This window comes from Micromonospora citrea, from assembly GCF_900090315.1.
Classification (GTDB): domain Bacteria; phylum Actinomycetota; class Actinomycetes; order Mycobacteriales; family Micromonosporaceae; genus Micromonospora; species Micromonospora citrea.
The window spans coordinates 6,454,132-6,476,798 of the sequence record NZ_FMHZ01000002.1; the positions used below are offsets into that span (position 1 = coordinate 6,454,132).

At 76.0% G+C, this 22,667-nt stretch carries 1 protein-coding gene; it reads left to right on the plus strand.

Annotation, left to right across the window (positions count from 1 at the left end; genetic code table 11):
* The first annotated feature begins 42 nt into the window (after positions 1-42).
* Positions 43-22,641 (plus strand): type I polyketide synthase, encoded by a 22,599-nt coding sequence (locus tag GA0070606_RS29190; RefSeq protein ID WP_091106414.1) that lies wholly within the window; start codon positions 43-45, stop codon positions 22,639-22,641.
* The last annotated feature ends 26 nt before the right edge of the window (positions 22,642-22,667 follow it).

Consider the following 22,667-nt stretch of genomic DNA (forward strand, 5'->3'; position numbering starts at 1 on the left):
TCGGCAGATTCCGATCGATAGCAAGCTCTGGGCGGGTGGGTCATGGCGGACGAAGACAAGCTCCTCGAACACCTCAAGTGGGTGACCTCCGAGCTCCGCCTGGCGCGCCGGCGCCTGAGCGAGCTGGAGGACGGGGACGCCGAGCCGATCGCGATCGTCGGGATGGCCTGCCGGTTCCCCGGCGGGGTCGCCTCCCCGGAGGACCTCTGGGACCTCGTCGCGGGCGGCGTCGACGCCACCGGCACGTTCCCCGACGACCGGGGCTGGGACCTCGACGGACTCTACGATCCCGACCCGGACCACCCCGGCACCACCTACAGCAACCGGGGCGGCTTCCTGCGCGACGCCGGCCTGTTCGACCCCACCCTGTTCGGCATCTCGCCGCGCGAGGCGCTGGCCATGGACCCGCAGCAGCGGCTGCTGCTGGAGGTCACCTGGGAGGTCTTCGAACGGGCCGGCATCGACGCCACGTCGGTGCGGGGCAGCCGTACCGGGGTGTTCGTCGGCACGGCGGGGCAGGACTACACCTCCGTGCTGCGGCAGCTGCCCGAGGGCGCGGAGGGCCACGTCCTCACCGGCACCGCCGCGAGCGTCATGTCGGGCCGGCTGGCGTACTCCTTCGGGCTGGAGGGGCCAGCCGTCACCATCGACACCGCCTGCTCCTCGTCGCTGGTCGCGCTGCACCTCGCCGGCCAGGCCCTGCGCGACGGCGAGTGCTCGCTCGCGGTCGCCGGCGGCGTCACCGTGCTGGCCACGCCCGGCGCCTTCGTGGAGTTCTCCCGCCAGCGGGGGCTCGCCTCCGACGGCCGGTGCAAGGCGTTCTCGGCCGACGCCGACGGGACCGGCTGGTCCGAGGGCGTCGCCATGCTGCTGGTCGAGAAGCTCTCCGACGCCCGGCGCAACGGGCACCCCGTCCTCGCCGTCATCCGGGGCAGCGCCGTGAACTCCGACGGCGCCAGCAGCGGCCTGACCGCCCCCAACGGCCCCTCCCAGCAGCGGGTCATCCGGCAGGCGCTGGAGAACGCCCGACTCACCCCCGCCGACGTGGACGTGGTCGAGGCGCACGGCACCGGCACCCGCCTCGGCGACCCGATCGAGGCGCAGGCGCTGCTGGCCACGTACGGCAAGGGGCGGCCCGCCGACCGGCCGCTGTGGCTGGGGTCGCTGAAGTCGAACATCGGCCACCCGCAGGCCGCCGCCGGCGCCGGTGGCGTCATCAAGATGGTGATGGCGATGCGGCACGGCGTGCTGCCGCCGACCCTGCACGTCGACCGGCCGTCCCCGCACGTCGACTGGTCGACCGGGGCCGTGTCCCTGCTCGACGAGGCGCGCCCGTGGGCGGGCGGCGACCACGTCCGCAGGGCCGGCGTGTCGTCCTTCGGCATGAGCGGCACGAACGCCCATCTGATCCTGGAGCAGGCGCCGGCCCCCGACCCGGCCGAGGGCGACGCCACCGGGTCGCGCCCTCGCGCCGTCGCGCCGGTGCTGCTCTCCGCCGCGCAGCCGGCCGCGCTCCGCGCCCAGGCCGACCGGTGGGCCCGCTGGCTCGCCGACGACGAGGGGGCGCGCCCGCTCGACGTGGCGTGGTCGTCGGTGGTGTCCCGCCCGGCGCTCGACCGGCGCGCGGTGGTGCTCGCCGACGACCGGGCGGGCCTGCTGGCGGGCCTGGCGGCCGTGGCGGCGGGGGAGTCGTCGGGCACGGTCGTCACGGGCCAGGCCGGGGACCGGGGTCCGCTGGCGGTGCTCTTCTCCGGCCAGGGCGCGCAGCGCGCCGGCATGGGCCGGGAGCTGTACGGCGAGTTCCCCGTCTTCGCCGCCGCCCTCGACGAGGCGTGCGGGCACCTGGACCGGGTGCTGCCGCGCCCGCTCAAGGAGGTGCTGTTCGCGCCGGAGGGCTCCGCCGAGGCGGAACTGCTGCACCAGACCGTGTTCACCCAGGCCGGACTCTTCGCCGTCGAGGTGGCGCTGTTCCGGCTGGTCCGGTCGCTCGGCGTCGCGCCGGACTTCGTGGGCGGGCACTCGATCGGTGAGATCGCCGCCGCGCACGTGGCCGGGGTGCTGTCCCTCCAGGACGCCTGCCTGCTCGTGGCCGCGCGGGGCCGGCTGATGCAGTCGCTGCCCGACGGCGGCGGGATGCTCGCCGTGGCCGCCGACGAGGCGGCGGTGACGGAGGCGATCGCCGGGCTGACCGACCGGGTCGGCGTCGCGGCCGTGAACGGCCCGACGTCGGTCGTGGTCTCCGGAGCCGTCGACGCCCTCGACGAGGTCGAGCGGGTCTGGCGCGACCGGGGTGTGCGTACCCGTCGGCTGACCGTGAGCCACGCGTTCCACAGCCCGCTGATGGAGCCGGTGCTGGAGCGGTTCCGGGGCATCGTCGCGCGTCTGGCCTTCGCCGCGCCGACGCTGCCGCTGGTGTCGAACCTGACCGGCGCGCTCGCCGACCCCGACGAGATCCGCACCCCGGAGTACTGGGTGCGGCACGTCCGCGAGGCCGTCCGCTACGCCGACGGGCTCGCCGCACTGCGCGCCGCCGGCGCCGACACGTTTCTGGAGATCGGCCCGCAGAGCGTGCTGACCGCGATGGCGGCCGACGTCCTGCCCGACGACGACGTGCTGGCGGTCGCCGCCCAGCGCCGGGACCGGCCGGAGGCGCACGCGCTGCTGCACGCCCTCGCCGAGCTGCACGTGCACGGCGTGCCGGTGACCTGGCGGGAGTGGTTCGCCGACACCGGCGCCCGCCGGATCGACCTGCCCACGTACGCCTTCCAGCGGGAGCGGTTCTGGCCTGAGGTGGTGCCGTGGCGCGTCGGCGACGTGTCGGGCGCGGGCCTGGGCGTGGCGGGGCATCCGCTGCTCGGCGCGGCGGTGCGGCTCGCCGGCGACGACGAGGTGGTGCTGACCGGCCGGCTGTCGGCGTCGACGCACCCGTGGCTGACGGACCACGTCGTGTCCGGGGCCGTGGTGGTGCCGGGCACCGCGCTGGTGGAGCTGGCCGTTCGCGCCGGCGACGAGGTGGGCGCGCCCCGGGTGGGTGAGCTGACCGTGGCCGCGCCGCTGGTGCTGCCGGCGTCCGGCGCGGTACGCGTGCAGGTGCGCGTGGGCGCGGCCGACGACTCCGGCGCCCGGTCGGTCGCCGTCCACTCCCAGCCCGAGGAGGACGCCGACGCCGAGTGGGTGCGGCACGCCGACGGTGTGCTGGAACCGACGCCGGCCGACGAGCCGGGCGTCGGGGCGTGGCCGCCGGCGGACGCGTCCGAGGTGGACCTCGCCGGGTGGTATCCGAGGCTGGCCGAGCACGGCCTGGCGTACGGGCCCGTGTTTCGGGGCGTGCGTCGGGTCTGGGCGACCGACGGCGAGGTGTACGCCGAGGTGGCGCTGCCCGACGAGGCGGCCGGCGCGGCCGGCGCGTTCGGCGTGCACCCGGCGCTGCTGGACGCCGCGCTGCACCCGGTGGCGCTGCTGCTCGCGGGGGAGCCGTCGGGCGGGCCGCGGGTGCCGTTCGCGTTCGAGGGCGTGCAGGTGCACGCCTCGGGCGCCCGTACGCTGCGGGTGCGACTGACCCGCGACGGCTCCGGCGTACGCCTGGTCGCCTGCGACGGCGCGGGCGCGCCGGTGGTGTCGGTGGACTCCCTGGTGCTGCGGGAGATGACCGGCGTGACGCCCCGGGGCGCCGCCGCCCGGTCGCTGTTCGACGTGGCGTGGCAGGCCGAGCCGGTCGTCGGGGTCGACGACGTCGCGGGATGGGCGGTGCTGGGCGGGCCGGCGCCGGCCGCGTTGCCGGAGCTGCCGGTCCACGCCGACGTGGCGGCGCTGGCGGCGAGCGGGCGCCCGGCCCGGCAGGTGCTGCTGGTCGTGCCGGCCGGCGGGGCCGGCGTCGTCGTGCCCGAGGCCGTGCGCGCGGTCACCACCGGCGTCCTGGACACGCTGCGGTCCTGGCTGGCCGCCGACGAACTGGCGGACGCGAAGCTGGTCGTGGTGACCCGGGGCGCGGTGGCCGCCGGGGACGACGACCGGGTCACCGACCTGGCCGGCGCGGCGGTCTGGGGGCTGCTGCGCTCCGCCCAGTCCGAGCATCCGGGGCGCGTCGTCGTCGCCGACGTCGACGGCGACCTGGATCCGGCCGTCCTCGCCGTGCTGACCGGCGCGGCCGTCGACCCGTCGGTCTCCGGCGGCCAGCTCGCGCTGCGCGGCGACCGGACCCTCGTGCCGAGGCTGGTGCGGCCGGTGGGCGACGAGCTGACGCCGCCCGCCTCCGGGCCGTGGCACCTGGCCGCCGTCGCCCCCGGCACCCTCGACGGCGTCGACCTCGTGTCCGCCCCGGCCGTGGCGTTGGACGCGGGTCAGGTGCGGATCGCGGTGCGGGCGGCGGGGGTGAACTTCCGGGACGTGCTGATCGGGCTGGGGATGTATCCGGATCCGGCGGCGGTGATGGGCAGCGAGGGCGCGGGCGTGGTGGTCGAGGTCGGTCCCGGGGTGACCGACCTGGCGCCCGGCGACCGGGTGCTCGGCATGTTCGAGTACGCCTTCGGCCCGCAGGCGGTCGCCGCGCGGGAGCGGATCGCCCGGATGCCCGCCGGCTGGTCGTTCACCGAGGCGGCGTCGATGCCCCTGGTCTTCCTGACGGCGTACTACGCGCTGCGTGACCTGGCGGGTCTGCGGGCCGGGGAGTCGGTGCTGATCCACAACGGGGCGGGCGGGGTCGGCATGGCCGCCATCCAGCTCGCCCGGCACTGGGGCGCGACGGTGTTCGCCACGGCGAGTCCCGGCAAGTGGGGCGTGCTGCGTGGCCTGGGGGTGGCCGAGGAGCGGATCGCGTCGTCGCGGACGACGGGGTTCGAGCAGACCTTCGGCGCGGCCACCGGCGGGGCAGGGGTGGACGTGGTCCTCGATGCCCTCGCCGGTGAGTTCGTCGACGCGTCGCTGCGGTTGCTGCCGCGTGGTGGCCGGTTCGTGGAGATGGGCAAGGCCGATCTGCGCGATCCCGCCGTGGTCGCCGCCGAGCACCCGGGCGTCACCTACCGCGCCTTCGACCTCAACGAGGCGGGCAGCACCCGGATCGGCGAGATGCTCACCGAGATCCTGGCGCTGTTCGAGCGGGGCGCGCTGCGCCCGCTGCCGGTGCGGGCGTGGGACGTGCGCCACGCCCGGCAGGCGCTGCGCCACGTCAGCCAGGCCCGCCACGTCGGCAAGGTGGTGCTCCGCGTTCCCAACCCGGTGGACCCCGAGGGCACCGTGCTGGTCACCGGCGCCGCCGGGACGCTGGCCGGCGTGGTCGCCCGGCACCTCGTCGCCACCGGCCAGGCCCGGCACCTGCTGCTGGCCTCCCGCCGCCACCCCGACGGGGTCGGCGGTGACGACTACGCCACCCTCGTCAGGGAGTTGACCGACGCGGGCGCCGACGTCACCGCCGTGGCCGTCGACGTCAGCGACCCCGCGCAGGTCACCCGCCTGGTCGCCGGGATCGATCCGGCCCACCCGCTGACCGCCGTCATCCACACCGCCGGGGTGATCGCCGACGCGACGATCGGCTCGCTCGACGCGCCGGCCCTGCACGCCGTGCTGGCGCCGAAGGTGGACGCCGGCTGGGCGCTGCACGAGGCCACCCGGCACCTTGACCTGTCGGCGTTCGTGCTGTTCTCCTCGGTCGCGGCCACCCTCGGCTCCCCGGGGCAGGGCAACTACGCCGCCGCGAACGCGTTCCTCGACGCCCTCGCCCGGCACCGCCACCAGCAGGGGCTGCCCGCCACCAGCCTCGCCTGGGGCATGTGGGCCACCGACAGCGCGATGACCGCGCACCTCGACGGCGACGACCAGCAGCGGCTGCGGCGGGTCGGGATGAGCCAGCTCTCCCCGGCCGAGGGCGCCGAACTCTTCGACGCCGCCCTGCCGGCGGCCCAACCGGTCGTCGTCGCGGCCCGCCTCCACGTCACCGGCGAGGCGAGCGGTGTACCGCCGCTGATGCGGCACCTGCTGCGCGGCGGCGGCCGACGCCGCACCGCCAGCGACCGGCCGAGCGCCGGGGCGTCGTGGCGGGAGCGGCTCGACGGCCTGTCCGAGGCGGACGCCCGCCAGGCGCTGGTCGACCTCGTCTGCGGCCAGGCCGCCACGGTGCTGGGTCACGCCTCGGCGCAGGCGGTCCCCGCCACCCGCGCCTTCAGGGACCTGGGCTTCGACTCGCTGACCTCGGTGGAGCTGCGCAACCGGCTGGGCGCCGCCACCGGGCTGCGGCTGACCGCCACGCTGGCCTTCGACCACCCCACCCCGGCCCGGCTCGCCGACCACCTGTTCGCGCAGCTCGGCCGGACCACCGGCGCCGGCACCACCGTCCGTACCGTCGTCACCGCCGACGCCGACGAGCCCATCGCCATCATCGGCATGGCCTGCCGCTACCCCGGCGGCGTCGCCACCCCCGAGCAGCTGTGGCAGCTCGTCACCTCCGGCTCCGACGCCATCGGCGGCTTCCCCACCGACCGCGGCTGGGACCTCGACCGGCTCTACGGCACCGACGGCGACCAGGCCGGCGGCACCGTCACCGACCAGGGCGGCTTCCTCTACGACGCGGCCGACTTCGACGCCGGCTTCTTCAACATCAGCCCCCGCGAGGCCCTCGCCATGGACCCGCAGCAGCGGCTGCTGCTGGAGACCGCCTGGGAGAGCTTCGAGTACGCCCGCATCGACCCCACCGCCCTCGGCGGCACCGCCACCGGCGTCTTCGTCGGCGCCGCCTCCTCCGGCTACGCCACCAGCGGACGCGACGACCTGGACGGCCTCGAGGGACACCTGCTCACCGGTACGGCCGGCAGCGTCGCCTCCGGGCGGGTCGCCTACATGTTCGGTCTCGAAGGACCGGCGGTCACCGTCGACACCGCCTGCTCCTCGTCGCTGGTGGCGTTGCACCTCGCCGCCCAGGCGCTGCGCGGCGGCGAGTGCGACCTGGCCCTGGCCGGCGGGGTGGCACTGATGGCGCAGCCCGGCATGTTCTCCGAGTTCTCCCGGCAGGGCGGCCTCGCCCCGGACGGGCGGTGCAAGGCGTTCGCCGCCGGCGCCGACGGCACCGGCTGGTCCGAGGGCGTGGGCATGCTGCTGGTGGAGCGCCTCTCCGACGCCCGGCGCAACGGGCACCGGGTGCTCGCCGTCCTGCGCGGCTCCGCGGTCAACCAGGACGGCGCGTCGAACGGGCTGACCGCCCCGAACGGCCCGTCGCAGCAGCGGGTGATCCGGCAGGCCCTCGCCAACGCGCGGCTCGCCGCCGCCGACGTGGACGCCGTCGAGGCGCACGGCACCGGGACCGTCCTCGGCGACCCGATCGAGGCGCAGGCGCTGCTGGCCACGTACGGGCAGGGCCGCGCCGACGCCGAGCCGCTCTGGCTCGGCTCGATCAAGTCGAACATCGGCCACTCCCAGGCCGCGGCCGGGGTGGCCGGTGTGATCAAGATGGTGCTGGCGATGCGGCACGGCGTGCTGCCGCCGACCCTGCACGTGGACGAGCCGTCGCCCCACGTCGACTGGAGCGCCGGGGCGGTCGCCCTGCTCACCGAGGCCCGGCCGTGGCCGGCGGTGCGCCGGCCCCGCCGGGCTGCCGTGTCGTCGTTCGGCATCAGCGGCACCAACGCGCACACCATCATCGAGCAGGCGCCCGACGAGGCGGCCCCGGCGACGACCCCGCCGGCGGGGCCCGTCCCCGGCCTGGTCGGCCCCGCCGCCGTACCCCTGCTGGTCTCCGGCCGCAGCCCCCGCGCGCTCGGGGCGCAGGCCGCCCGGATCGGCGAACGGCTGGCCGGCGACGCCGACCTGGACCTGCGCGACCTCGGGTTCTCCCTGGCCGCCCAGCGGGCCCACCACCCCTACCGGGCGGTCGTCGTGGCTGCCGACCGGGACGACGCGGCCGCCCGGCTGGCCGCCCTCGCCGCCCGCGACGGTTCGCCGGCCGGCGCGGACGCCGCGTCGAAGGTCGTCTTCGTCTTCCCCGGCCAGGGCTCCCAGTGGGCGGGGATGGCGCTTGACCTGCTGGACACCTCGCCGGTCTTCCGGCAACGGATGACGGAGTGCGCCGAGGAGCTGTCCCGGCTGGTGGACTGGTCCCTCACCGACGTGCTCCGGCAGGCACCCGGCGCGCCGTCCCTGGACCGGGTCGACGTGGTCCAGCCCGTGCTGTTCTCCGTCATGGTGTCCCTCGCCCAGCTCTGGCGCTCGTGCGGCATCGTGCCGGCCGCCGTCGTCGGGCACTCGCAGGGTGAGATCGCCGCGGCCTGCGCGGCCGGCGCGCTGACCCTCGCCGACGCGGTGCGGCTCGTCGTGGCGCGCAGCCGTGGCCTGCTCGCCATCTCGGGCCGGGGCGGCATGGTCTCCGTCCCGCTGCCGGCCGCCGACACCGAGCAGCTCATCGCGCAGTGGCGTGGCACCCTCTCCGTGGCCGCCCTCAACGGCGCCGCCGCGACCGTGGTCTCCGGTGACGCGGCGTCGGTCGCCGAACTGCTCGCGCACTGCGCCGAGCGGGACATCCGGGCCCGCGCGATCGCCGTCGACTACGCCTCACACTGCGACCACGTCGACGCCGTACGCGACGACCTGGTGGCCGCGCTCGGCACGGTCGACTCCCGCTCGACCGGGGTGGCCTTCCACTCGACGGTCACCGGCGAGCCCATCGACACGGCCGAACTCGACGCCGACTACTGGTACCGCAACCTGCGGGAACCCGTCCGGCTCGCGCCCGTGCTGGACCAGCTGATCGAGCAGGGCTTCCGGGTATTCGTCGAGGTCAGCCCGCACCCCGTGCTGAAGGTGGTGGTCCAGGACGCGCTGGAGAAGGCCACCGGCGCCGTCGACGCGGGCGTCGTGGTCGGTTCGCTGCGCCGCGACGAGAACGGGCCGCACCAGCTGCTGACCGGCCTCGGCGATCTGCACGTCGCCGGGGTGCCCGTCGACTGGGCGGCGGTGTTCGCCGGCTCCGGCGCCACCGGCGTCGACCTGCCGACGTACGCCTTCCAGCGGGAGCGGTTCTGGCCGGCGGTGGACCACTCCGCCGGCGGCGACGTGTCGGGTGCGGGCCTCGGGGCGGCGGGGCATCCGCTGCTCGGCGCGGCGGTGCGCCTCGCCGGTGACGACGAGGTGGTGCTGACCGGCCGGCTGTCGGTGTCGACGCACCCGTGGCTGGCCGACCACGTGGTCGGCGGTGCGGTGCTGGCGCCGGGCACCGCGCTGGTGGAGCTCGTGGTGCGCGCCGGCGACGAGGTGGGCGCGTCGCGGGTACGCGAGCTGACGGTGGCCGCGCCGCTGGTGCTGCCCGCGTCCGGCGCCGTCCGTGTGCAGGTACGCGTCGGCGCGGCCGACGGCTCCGGCGTCCGGTCGGTGGCGGTCCACTCGCAGCCCGACGGCGACCCGGACGCCGACTGGACGCGGCACGCCGACGGTGTGCTGGAGCCTGCCGCCGACGAGCCGGAGCTGGGCGCCTGGCCGCCCGCCGGGGTGCCCGAGGTGGACCTCGCCGGCTGGTATCCGGCGCTGGCGGAGCGGGGCCTCACCTACGGCCCGTCGTTCCAGGGGCTACGCCGGCTGTGGGCCGCCGGCGACCACGCGTACGCCGAGGTGGCGCTGCCGGACGAGGCGATCGCCGACACCGACCGGTTCGCCGTGCACCCGGCGCTGCTGGACGCCGCGCTGCACCCCGTGGGGCTGCTGCTGGCCGACCGCTCCGGCGGGCCGCGGGTGCCCTTCGCCTTCGAGGGCGTGCAGGTGCACGCCTCCGGGGCCCGGGTGCTGCGGGTGCGGTTGACCCGCACGGGTTCCCGGGTGCGGCTGGTGGCCGGCGACGAGTCGGGCGCGCCCGTGGTGTCGGTGGACGCGCTCGCGTTGCGGGAGATGACCGCAGCCGCCGGCCAGGACCCCGCCGAGCGGGCGCTGTTCGAGGTGACGTGGCAGCCCGAGCGGGTCACGCCGGCGCACGACGTCAGCGGCTGGGTGCTGCTCGGCGACGCCGACGTGCCGGCGGAGCTGTCCACGCCGGCGTTCCCGACCGTCGACGACCTGGTCACGGCGGTCTCCGGCGGCGTGGTCGAGGCGCCCCGCGCGCTGGTGCTCCCGGTCCGGGCGGACACGCCGGACGCCGGGCTGCCCGAGCTGGTGGGCACGGTCACCGCCCAGGTGCTGGACGTGCTGCGGTCCTGGCTGGACGCCGAGGCCCTGGCCGACACGAAGCTGGTGGTCCTGACCCGCGGCGCGGTGCTCGCCGCACCGGCCGACGCGCTGCGGGACCTGGCCGGCGCGACGGTCTGGGGCCTGCTGCGCTCGGCGCAGTCCGAGCACCCGGGACGGATCGTCCTCGCCGACGTCGACGGCGCGCTCACCCCGGCGGTCCTCGCGGTGCTGGCCGCGGTGGCCGAGGACCCGTCGGCCACCGGCGGCCAGGTGGCCGTACGCGGCGACGAGGTGCGCACCCCGCGCCTGGGCCGGCCCACCGGCCAGGCCGCCGAGGAACTCGTCGCGCCGGACGGACTGTGGCGGGTCGGCGCGGTGAGCCCCGGCACCCTCGACGGGATCGGCATGGTGCCCGCCGCGCCCGTCGCCCTGGACGCGGGCCAGGTGCGCGTCGCGGTGCGCGCGGCCGGCGTGAACTTCCGGGACGTGCTGATCGGCCTGGGCATGTACCCGGATCCGGCGGCCGTGATGGGCAGCGAGGGCGCGGGCGTCGTGGTCGAGGTCGGCCCCGGCGTGACCGACCTGGTGCCCGGCGACCGGGTGCTTGGCATGTTCGAGCCGGCCTTCGCCCCCGAGGTGATCGCCACCCGCGACCTCGTCGCGAAGATCCCCGACGGCTGGTCCTTCACGCAGGCCGCGTCGGTGCCGGTGGTGTTCCTGACCGCGTACTACGCGCTGCGTGACCTGGCCGGGCTGCGGGCCGGCGAGTCGGTGCTGATCCACAACGGCGCCGGTGGCGTCGGGATGGCCGCCATCCAGCTCGCCCGGCACTGGGGCGCGACGGTGTACGCGACCGCCAGCCCCGGCAAGTGGGATGTGCTGCGGGGTCTCGGGGTGGCCGGGGAGCGGATCGCGTCGTCGCGGACCACGGAGTTCGAGCAGGCGTTCGGCGCGGCCACCGGCGGCGCCGGTGTCGACGTGGTGCTCGACGCCCTCGCCGGTGAGTTCGTCGACGCGTCGCTGCGGCTGCTGCCGCGCGGCGGCCGGTTCGTGGAGATGGGCAAGGCCGACGTGCGTGACCCGCAGACGGTCGCCGCCCACCACCCCGGCGTCGCCTACCGCGCGTTCGACCTCAACGAGGCCGGGCACCCGCGCATCGGCGAGATGCTGACCGAGATCCTCGACCTGTTCGCGCAGGGCGCGCTGCGCCCGCTGCCCGCACGGGCGTGGGACGTGCGCCAGGCCCGGCAGGCGCTGCGACACATCAGCCAGGCCCGCCACATCGGCAAGGTCGTGCTGCGGGTTCCCGCGCCCGCCGACCCCGACGGCACCGTGCTGCTCACCGGCGCGGGAGGCGCCCTCGCCCGGGTCTTCGCTAGGCACCTGGTCGCCACCGGTCAGGCGCGGCACCTGCTGCTGGCCTCGCGCCGTGGCCCCGAGCAGTACCAGGACCTGGTCGAGGAGCTCACCCAGGCCGGTGCCCGGGTCACCGCCGGCACCGCCGACGTCACCGACCCCCGGCAGGTGACCCGGCTGCTGGAACTGGTGGACCCGGCGCACCCGCTGACGGCGGTGGTGCACACCGCCGGCGTGATCGCCGACGCGACCATCGGTTCGTTGGACGAGTCCGCCCTGCGTGCGGTGCTGGCGCCGAAGGTGGACGCCGGCTGGGCGCTGCACGAGGCCACCCGGCACCTGGACCTGTCGGCGTTCGTGCTGTTCTCGTCGGTGGCGGCCACCCTCGGCTCCCCGGGGCAGGGCAACTACGCGGCGGCCAACGCGTTCCTCGACGCCCTCGCGCAGCACCGCCGGCAGCAGGGGCTGCCCGCCACCAGCCTCGCCTGGGGACTGTGGGCCACCAGCAGCGCCATGACCGCCCACCTGCACGGCAACGAGCACCGCAAGGCGATCCGCGCCACCAGCGCCCCGCTGACCGACCAGCAGGGCGTCGCGCTCTTCGAGGCGGCGCGGCGGCGCGGCAGCGCCCACCTCGTACTCATGAACCTGCCGCCGGCGACCGCGCGGCCGGCCGGCGGCACCGTGCCCAGCCTGCTGCGTGACCTGGTCCGCGCCTCCGCCCCGGCCCGCCGCGCGGTGGGCCGGGGCCTGGCCGACACCGCGTCGGTGCGGGACCGCCTGGCCATGCTCAGCCCGGCCGAGCGGCGCAACCACCTGCTCGACCTGGTGGCCACGAACGTCGCCAGCGTGCTCGGGCACCGCTCCGCGGAGAACGTCGACCCCCACCGCGCCTTCAAGGAGCTGGGCTTCGACTCGCTCACCTCGGTCGAACTGCGCAACCGGCTCTCCGCCGCGACCGGGCTGCGGCTGCCCGCGACCGTGGCGTTCGACCACCCGGCCCCCGCGGTGCTCGCCGACTTCCTCGACCGGGAACTGGGCGGCGGTTCGGACGCCGCCCGCCCAGCGGTAGTCGGTACGGCCGCCGCGCTCGACGAGCCGATCGCCATCATCGGCATGGCCTGCCGCTTCCCCGGAGACGTGCAGACCCCCGAGCAGCTCTGGCAGGTGGTCACCGCCGGCGCCGACGTCATCTCGCCGTTCCCCACCGACCGGGGCTGGGACCTGGACGACCTGAGGGCCAGCGGCGAGGACGACACGTCCGTACCCCGCCAGGGCGGCTTCCTGCACGACGCCGCCCAGTTCGACGCCGCCTTCTTCGGCATCTCGCCCCGGGAGGCGCTGGCCATGGACCCGCAGCAGCGGTTGCTGCTGGAGACGTCCTGGGAGGCCTTCGAACGGGCGGGGATCGACCCGCACTCGGCGCGGGGCAGCAGCACCGGCGTCTACGTCGGGCTCATCTACCACGACTACGCCTCCCAGGCCGCCGGAACGACCGACGAGGTGGACGGCTACGTCGGCAACGGCAGCGCGGGAAGCGTCGCCTCGGGACGCATCTCGTACCTGTTCGGCCTCGAAGGGCCGGCGGTCACCGTCGACACCGCCTGCTCGTCGTCGCTGGTCGCGCTGCACCTCGCCACCCAGGCGCTGCGGCAGGACGAGTGCCGGCTCGCACTCGCCGGCGGGGTGAGCGTGATGTCCACCCCCGGCATGCTGACCGAGTTCTCCCGGCAGCGCGGCCTGTCGCCCGACGGCCGGTGCAAGGCCTTCGGCGCGGGCGCCGACGGCACGGGCTTCGCCGAGGGCGTCGGCATGCTCCTGCTGGAGCGCCTCTCCGACGCGCAGCGCAACGGCCACCGCGTCCTCGCCGTCGTGCGGGGCAGCGCGGTGAACCAGGACGGGGCCAGCAGCGGCCTGACCGCGCCGAACGGTCCCGCGCAGCAGCGGGTCATCCGGCAGGCGCTGGCGAACGCCCGGCTGACCCCGGGCGACGTTGACGCCGTCGAGGCGCACGGCACGGGCACCGCGCTGGGCGACCCGATCGAGGCGCAGGCCCTCCTGGCCACGTACGGGCAGGACCGGCCGCAGGACCGGCCGCTGTGGCTCGGCTCGATCAAGTCGAACATCGGTCACGCCCAGGCGGCGGCGGGCGTCGCCGGGGTGATCAAGATGGTGTTGGCGATGCGGCACGGTGTGCTGCCGCCGACCCTGCACGCGGACGAGCCGTCGCCGCACATCGACTGGACCGCCGGATCGGTGGCCCTGCTCACCGGCACCCGGTCGTGGCCGGCCGTCGACCGGCCGCGCCGGGCCGCGGTGTCGTCGTTCGGCATCAGCGGCACCAACGCGCACACGATCATCGAGCAGGCGCCGGAGTTCGTCCCGCCGCCGGCCGGGCCGTCCGCGACGCCCCCGGTCGACCTCGTCGCCTGCGTCCTCTCGGCCCGCGACGACGCCGCCCTGCGCGAGCAGGCACGCCGGCTGCGGGGCCTGCTGGACGACGAGCCGGACCTGACGCCCGCCGACGTCGCCCACGCGCTCGCCACCCGCCGCACGGCCTTCGAGCACCGCGTGGTGCTGCTGGCCCGGGACCGCGACGACCTGCTCACCGCCCTCGACGCGGTGGCCGACGGGCAGCCCTCGGCCGCCGTCGTCGGCGGGGTGGCCCGTGGCGGACGCACCGCGATCCTCTTCTCCGGCCAGGGCGCCCAGCGTCCCGGGATGGGACGTGAGCTGTACGACGCCCATCCGGCCTTCGCCGCCGCCCTCGACGAGGTGTGCGGGCACCTGGACCAGCACCTGCCCCGTCCGCTGCGCGAGGTGCTGTTCGCCGAGGCGGGCACGCCGGAGGCGGAGCTGCTGGACCAGACCGTCTTCACCCAGGCCGGGCTGTTCGCCGTCGAGGTGGCCCTGTTCCGGCTCGTCGAGTCGTTCGGCGTCCGGGCGGACCTGGTGGCCGGGCACTCGATCGGCGAGGTGGCCGCCGCCCACGTCGCCGGGCTGTTCAGCCTCGCCGACGCCTGCGCGCTGGTCGGGGCCCGTGGCCGGCTCATGCAGGCCCTGCCGCAGGGCGGCGGGATGCTCGCGGTCGGCACCGACGAGCAGGCCGTCGTGGAGTCGTTGGCCGGGCTCACCGACCGGCTCGGCGTCGCGGCGGTGAACGCCCCGACCGCCGTGGTGGTCTCCGGCGAGGTCGGGGCCCTCGACGAGGTGGAGCGGACCTGGCAGGACCGGGGCGTACGCACCCGCCGGCTGAACGTCAGCCACGCCTTCCACAGCCCGCTGATGGAACCGATGCTGCGCGAGTTCCGGCAGGTGCTCGACACCCTGACGTTCCGCTGGCCGACCCTGCCGATCGTGTCGAACCTGACGGGGGAGATCGTCGACCCCGACGAGATCGGCACCCCCGACTACTGGGTCCGGCACGTGCGCGAGACCGTCCGGTTCGCCGACGGGGTCGCCAGCCTGCGTACGCGCAACGTCCGGGTCTTCCTCGAACTGGGCCCCGACGCGGTGCTCGCCGGCATGGTGCGCGGCTGCCTGCCCGACGACGGCGACACCCTTCCGGCGGCCGTCGTGGCGAGCCTGCGTCCGGGCCGCCCGGAACCGGTGTCGCTGATGAACGCGCTGGCGGAGCTGCACGTGCACGGGGTGCCGGTCACCTGGACCGACCTCCTGCCGGGCACCGCGACCCGCCCGGTGGACCTGCCGACGTACCCGTTCCAGCGGCAGCGGTTCTGGCCGGCGGTGGGGCGGCTGCGGGCCGGTGACGTCAGCGGCGCGGGCCTCGGTGTGGCGGGGCACGGCCTGCTCGGCGCGGCGGTGGACCTCGCCGGCGACGACGAGCTGGTGCTGACCGGCCGGCTGTCGCTGGCCACCCACCCCTGGCTGGCCGACCACGTGGTCTCGGGCGTGCCGCTGGTCCCCGGCACGGCGCTGCTGGAGCTGGCCGTGCGCGCGGGCGACGAGGCGGGCGTGTCCCGGCTGCGTGACCTGGCGGTGTTGACGCCGCTGGTGCTCCCCGACGCGGGCGCCGTGCGGATCCAGGTCCGGGTGTCGGCGGGCGACCCGTCGCAGCGTCCCGTCGCCGTCTACTCGCGCCCCGACGACGACCCCGAGGCGGGCTGGCTCCAGCACGCCGAGGGTGTGCTGGAGCCGGCGACGGCGGACGAGCCGAGGACGGGCACCTGGCCGCCGATCGGCGCGACCGAGGTCGACCTGGCGGGCTGGTACCCGGCGCTCGTCGCGCGCGGCCTGGCGTACGGGCCGGTGTTCCAGGGTCTGCGACGCGCGTGGGTGGGCGACGGCGAGGTGTACGCCGAGGTGGTCCTGCCGGACGACGCGGTGGCGGGCATCGACCGGTTCGGGGTGCACCCGGCGCTGCTGGACGCGGCCCTGCACCCGGTCGGTCTGCTGCTGGGCGAGGAGCCGGGCGGGCCGCGGGTTCCGTTCGCGTTCGAGGGCGTGCAGGTGCACGCCTCGGGTGCCAGCGTGCTGCGGGTCCGGTTGTCCCGCAGCGGTGCCGGGGTGCGCCTGGTGGCGTGCGACGAGGTGGGTGCGCCGGTGGTGTCGGTGGACTCCCTCGTCCTGCGCGAGCTGGCTGGCACGGCCACGGCGGGCGTGGCGTCCCGGTCGATGTTCGAGGTGGTCTGGCAGGCGGAGGAGACCGAACCGGTCGACGACGTGTCGGGCTGGGCGGTGCTGGGCGGTCCGGCCCTGCCGGGCGTTCCCGGCGGTCCCTCCGCCGAGACGATCAGGCAGCTGCTGGCCGCGATCGACACCGGCACCACGCCGCCGCGCCGACTGCTGTTCACGCCGACCGGGCCGGACGCCGACGGCGTCGACACGGCGCAGCGGGCCCGGGCCATGACGTCGGACGTGCTGGGCCTCGTGCAGGCGTGGCTGGCCGCCGACGTCCTGGCGGACTCGAAGCTGGTGGTGGCCACCCGACGTGCCGTGTCCGTCGGCGACGAGGACCAGGTGACGGACCCGGCCGCCGCGGCGGTGTGGGGTCTGCTGCGCTCGGCGCAGTCCGAGCATCCGGGCCGCATCGTCCTGGCCGACGTGGACCGTGGCGTGAACCCGAGCGTGCTGGGCACCCTGACCCGCTACGCCGCGGACCCGACCGGCGGTCAGGTGGCCGTCCGTGGCGGCGAGGTCTTCGTGCCGCGCCTGGTGCGTGCGGTGGTTCCGGCGTCGGCGCCGGTCGTGGGTGACGGCGTGGTGCTGGTGACCGGCGGTACGGGCGCGCTCGGGGCGCTGGTCGCGGAGCACCTGGTGGCGGTGCACGGCGTGCGGTCGCTGGTGCTGGTGTCGCGGCGCGGCCCGGAGGCCGCGGGTGCCGGCGAGCTGACCGGGCGGCTGACGGCGTTGGGCGCCGACGTGCGGGTGGTCGCCGGTGACGTGACGGAACGGGACCAGGTGTTCGGGCTGGTGGCCGAGATCGGTGCCGAGGGTCGCCTGGCGGGTGTGGTGCACACGGCCGGTGTCCTGGACGACGGTGTCGTGGAGGGGCTGACCGCCGAGCGTCTGGCGGGGGTGTTGGCGCCGAAGGTGTCGGCGGGTTGGTTCCTGCACGAGGCGACGGCGGGCCTGGACCTGGATCTGTTCGTGGTGTTCTCGTCGGTGGCGGGTGTGTTGGGTTCGCCGGGGCAGTCGGCGTACGCGGCGGGCAACGCGTTCCTGGACGGGCTTGCGGTGTGGCGGCGGCAGCTCGGGTTGCCGGCCGTCAGCCTCGCATGGGGTATGTGGGACACCGCCGGCATGGCGGCATCGATCGGTGGGGTCGAGCGGGCCCGCTCGGCGCGCGCCGGCCTCCGGGGCATGAACGCCCGGACCGGTCTGGAGCTGTTCGACGCGGCCCTGGGCGCCGGCCGGCCGGCCCTGGTGCCGGCCGTGATCGACGTGCCCGCGCTGCGCTCGGCGGCCTCCGGCGGGATGGTGCCGCCGATGCTGCGGGTCCTCATCGGCACGGCGAACACCCGCCGCCAGGCGGGCAAGGGCGGTGACGGCTGGGCCGACCGGCTCGCCCGGCTCAGCGAGGAGAACGGCCTCACCGAGGTGGACCAGCTGGTGCGGGGTCTCGTCGCGCAGGTGCTGGGGCACGGCGGCGCCGAGGCGGTGCCGGCGGACCGGGCGTTCCGCGAGCTGGGCTTCGACTCGCTGACCGCCGTCGAGCTGCGCAACCGGGTCAACGGCGCGACCGGCCTGAGGCTGGCCTCGACCCTGGTGTTCGACCATCCGACCCCGCAGGCCCTGACCGCCCACGTGTACGCGGAACTGGTCGGCGAACGGCTCACCGCCGTCGTCTCCGACGAGCCGGCCGCCGGCGACGCCGACGAGCCGATCGCGATCGTGGGGATGGCCTGCCGCTACCCCGGCGGCGTCCAGTCTCCCGACCTGCTGTGGAAGCTGGTCAGCACCGGCGGGGAGGGCATCGGCGAGTTCCCGGCCGACCGGGGCTGGGACCTCGACACGCTCTTCCACCCCGATCCGGACCACCCCGGCACGTCGTACACCCGGCACGGCGGTTTCCTGTACGACGCCGGCGCGTTCGACCCCGCGTTCTTCGGCATCTCGCCGCGCGAGGCCCTGGCGATGGATCCGCAGCAGCGGTTGCTGCTGGAGGCGTCGTGGGAGACGTTCGAGTCCGCCGGGCTGGACCCGTCGCGGCTGCGGGGCAGCCGGACGGGTGTCTTCGCCGGGGTCATGTACCACGACTACGCGACGCAGCTGATGGAGCTGGCCGGCGAGGTCGAGGGCTACGTCGGCACCGGCAACTCGGGCAGCGTGCTGTCGGGTCGGGTGGCGTACACGTTCGGGCTGGAGGGCCCGGCGGTCAGCGTCGACACGGCGTGCTCGTCGTCGCTGGTGGCGCTGCACCTGGCGGTGCAGGCGTTGCGGTCTGGTGAGTGCGATCTGGCGTTGGCCGGTGGTGTGACGGTGATGGCGACGCCGGGGACGTTCATCGAGTTCTCGCGTCAGCGTGGTCTGTCGGCCGACGGCCGGTGCAGGTCGTTCGCGGCGTCGGCGGACGGCACGGGCTGGTCCGAGGGTGTGGGTGTGCTGTTGGTGCAGCGGCTGTCGGACGCGCAGCGCGAGGGCCGGCGGATCTACGCGGTCGTGCGGGGCACTGCGGTGAACCAGGACGGCGCGTCGAACGGTTTGACGGCGCCGAACGGTCCGTCGCAGCAGCGGGTGATCCGGCAGGCCCTGGCGAACGCGCGGCTGACCCCGGCGGACGTGGACGCGGTGGAGGCGCACGGTACGGGAACGACGTTGGGTGATCCGATCGAGGCGCAGGCGTTGCTGGCCACGTACGGGCAGGACCGGCCGCAGGACCGCCCGTTGTTGTTGGGCTCGATCAAGTCGAACATCGGGCACACGCAGGCCGCCGCCGGTGTGGCTGGTGTGATCAAGATGGTCATGGCGATGCGGCACGGTGTGGTGCCGTCGACCCTGCACGTGGACGAGCCGTCCCCGCACGTGGACTGGTCGGCGGGGGCGGTCGCCCTCGCCACCGAGCCCACGCCGTGGCCGGCGGTGGATCGGCCGCGTCGGGCGGCGGTGTCGTCGTTCGGCATCTCCGGCACCAACGCGCACGTGATCATCGAGGAGCCGCCGGCCGAGCTGGTCGAGGGTGAGATCGTCGCCGGGCACGTACCGCCGCTGGTGCCGGTGCTGCTGTCGGCCCGCGACGGTGCGTCGCTGGCCGCGCAGGCGGGCCGGTGGGCGAACTGGCTGGCCGCCGCCGGCGGCGTACGTCCGCTGGACATGGCGTGGTCGAGCGTGGTGTCGCGGTCGATGCTCGAACATCGTGCGGTCGTGGCCGGAACGGGCCGCGACGAGCTGCTGGCGGGCCTGACGGCGTTGGCGGCGGGCGAGCCGTCCGGCGGGGTCTCCGTGGGGTCGGGCGGGCAGCGGGACCAGTTGGCGCTGGTGTTCTCGGGCCAGGGCGCGCAGCGCGCCGGCATGGGCCGGGAGCTGTCCGAGGCGTTCCCGGTGTTCGCGGCCGCCCTGGACGAGGTGTGTGGACACCTCGACCCGTTGCTGCCGCGCGCGCTGCGGGAGGTGCTGTTCGCCGAGGCGGGCACGCCGGAGGCGGAACTGCTTGACCACACGGTGTTCACGCAGGCCGGGCTCTTCGCCGTCGAGGTGGCGCTGTTCCGGCTGGTGGAGTCGTTCGGCATCGTGCCCGACATGGTCGCCGGCCACTCGATCGGCGAGGTGACGGCGGCGTACGTGGCCGGGGTGCTGTCCCTGACCGACGCGTGCGCCCTCGTCGCCGCGCGGGGCCGGTTGATGCAGGCGCTGCCGGCCGGCGGCGGGATGCTGGCCGTGGCCGCCGCCGAGGAGGCGGTGACGGAGTCGATCGCCGGCCTGGCCGACCGGGTCGGTGTCGCGGCGGTGAACGGGCCGACGTCGATCGTCGTGTCCGGCGCGGTGGAGGCCCTCGACGAGATCGAGCGCACCTGGCGGGACCGGGGCGCACGGACCCGTCGGCTCGCCGTCAGCCACGCGTTCCACAGCCCGCTGATGGAGCCGATGCTCGCGGAGTTCCGGACGGTCCTGGACGGCTTGACGTTCGCCGCACCGGCACTGCCGGTGGTGTCGAACGTGACCGGTGCGCTCGCCGATCCCGACGAGATCCGCACGGCCGACTACTGGGTGCGCCACGTCCGGGAGGCCGTCCGCTACGCCGACGGGGTGACCGCCCTGCGTGCCGCCGGGGTGGACACGTTCCTGGAGATCGGGCCGCAGAGCGTGCTGACCGCGATGGCGGCGGACATCCTGCCCGACGACGACGTCCTGTCGGTCGCCGTCCAGCGTCGGGACCGGTCGCAGGCCCAGGCGCTGCTCGGCGCGCTGGCGGAACTGCACGTGCACGGCGTGCCGGTGACCTGGCAGGAGTGGTTCACCGACAGCGGGCCGCGGCGGGTCGACCTGCCGACGTACACCTTCCAGCACCAGCGCTACTGGCCGGAGCCGGCGGGCAGGCCGCGTACGAGGGCGATCGACAGCGGCGACGCCGACTTCTGGGCCGCCGTCGAGCAGGGCGACCTGAGCGCCCTCGCCACGCAGTTCGGCGACGACGGCGCCGCCCTGGACGCCCTCGGCCCGGCCCTGCCGGTCCTGTCGACCTGGCACCGGGCGCGTACGCGGCGGGCGGTCGTGGACGCGTGGTCGTACCGGGTCGGGTGGAAGCGGACCGACATCACCGCCGATCCGGCGCGGCCCGGCGCGTGGCTGCTCGTGACGGCGGAGGACGACCTGACGGACGGCACCCGCGCGGAGGCGGCCACCAAGGCCCTCGCCGAGGTCGGCGCCGACGTGGTCCGGCTGACCGTCGACCCGGTCGGCGCCGACCGGGCGGAACTCGCCCGCCGGCTGGCCGACGCGCTGGCCGACGGACCCGCCACCGGCGTGCTGTCCCTGCTCGGCCTCCGCGACCAGCCGCACCCCGCCCACCCGGCCGTACCGGTCGGGACGGCCGCCACGCTGCTGCTGCTCCAGGCCCTGCACGACACCGGGACGACGACCCGGCTGTGGTGCCTGACCCAGGGCGCGGTCGCCACCGGCGACGCCGACGCGGTGCACGGCGTCGCCCAGAGCGGGCTCTGGGGCCTGGGGCTCGTGGCGGGCCTGGAACACCCCCAGCTCTGGGGCGGGCTGGTGGACCTGCCCGAGCAGGTCGACGCGACGGCGTGGGACCGGGTGGCGCGGGTGGTGACCGGCGCCGGCGACGAGGACCAGTTGGCCGTACGTCCCTCCGGGGTGTTCGTCCGCCGCCTGGTCCGTGCGGCACCCGCCGCCCCCGACACGGCGCAGCGGTGGCGACCGTCCGGCACGGTGCTGGTCACCGGCGGTACCGGCGCCCTGGGCGCCCACGTCGCCCGGTGGGTGGCGGCCAACGGGGCCGCGCACGTCGTGCTGACCAGCCGCCGGGGCGAGCGCACCCCCGGGGCGACGGAGCTGCGCGAGGAGCTGACCGCGCAGGGCGTACGGGCGTCGGTCGTGGCCTGCGACGTGGCCGACCGAGACCAGGTGGCGGCACTGCTGGCCCGCCTCGACGAGGACCCCGCGCCGTTGACGGCCGTGGTCCACGCGGCGGGTGCCGGCGAGCCCGGCCTGATCGCCGACACCGACCTGGCCGCGTTCGCCGCCGTGCTCGACGGCAAGGTCGCCGGCGCGGTGCACCTGGACGCGCTGCTCGGCGACCGGCCGTTGGACGCCTTCGTGCTGTTCGCCTCCATCGCCGGGGTGTGGGGCAGCGGCGGGCAGTCCGCGTACGCCGCCGGCAACTCCTTCCTGGACGCGCTGGCGGAGCAGCGTCGCGGCCGGGGCCTGCCGGCGACGTCCGTGGCCTGGGGGCCGTGGGCCGACGGCGGCATGGCCACCGGCGAGGCCCAGCAGGCGCTGGCCCGGCGCGGCCTGACCGCCATGGCACCGGACGACGCCGTGCACGCCATGCGGTACGCCGTCGGCCTGCCCCGGGCGGCGCTGACCGTGGTCGACGTCGACTGGGCGGTCTTCGCCCCGGCGTACGCCTCTGCGCGCCCCCGGCCGCTGCTCGACGACATCGCCGAGGCCCGCGAGGCGCTGCACGTCCAGGCCGGGCGGCAGCAGCCCGGCGGGGCCGTCGACGCCCTGCGGGAGCACCTGCTCACGCTGCCCCGGCCCGAGCGGGTGCGGCACCTGGTCGACCTCGTCCGCACCCACGCCTCCGCCGTGCTCGGCCACCCGGGCACGGACCGGGTCAAACCGCAGCGCGCCTTCAAGGAGCTCGGATTCGACTCGCTGACGGCGGTCGAGCTGCGCAACCGACTGATCGGGGCCACCGGCCTGTCGCTGCCCGCGACCCTCGTCTTCGACTACCCGAACCCGGCCGTGCTCGCCGAGAACCTGCTCGACGGCCTGCTGCCAGAGGGGGCACAGGCGGAGAGCGGCGACCCGGCGGAGGTGGCCGTCCGGCAGGCGCTCGCGGCGATCCCGTTGACCCGTCTGCGGGAGGCCGGGCTGCTGGACCTGCTGCTCAACCTCGCCGACGCCGACGGCGGCGACGGTGACGAGTCCACCGACGAGGCCCTGGACCTCGACGACCTCGACACCGACGCCCTCATCAGGCTGGCGCTTGACGGAACCGATTCCTGACCGTTGTCCCCAGTACGGAGCTCATG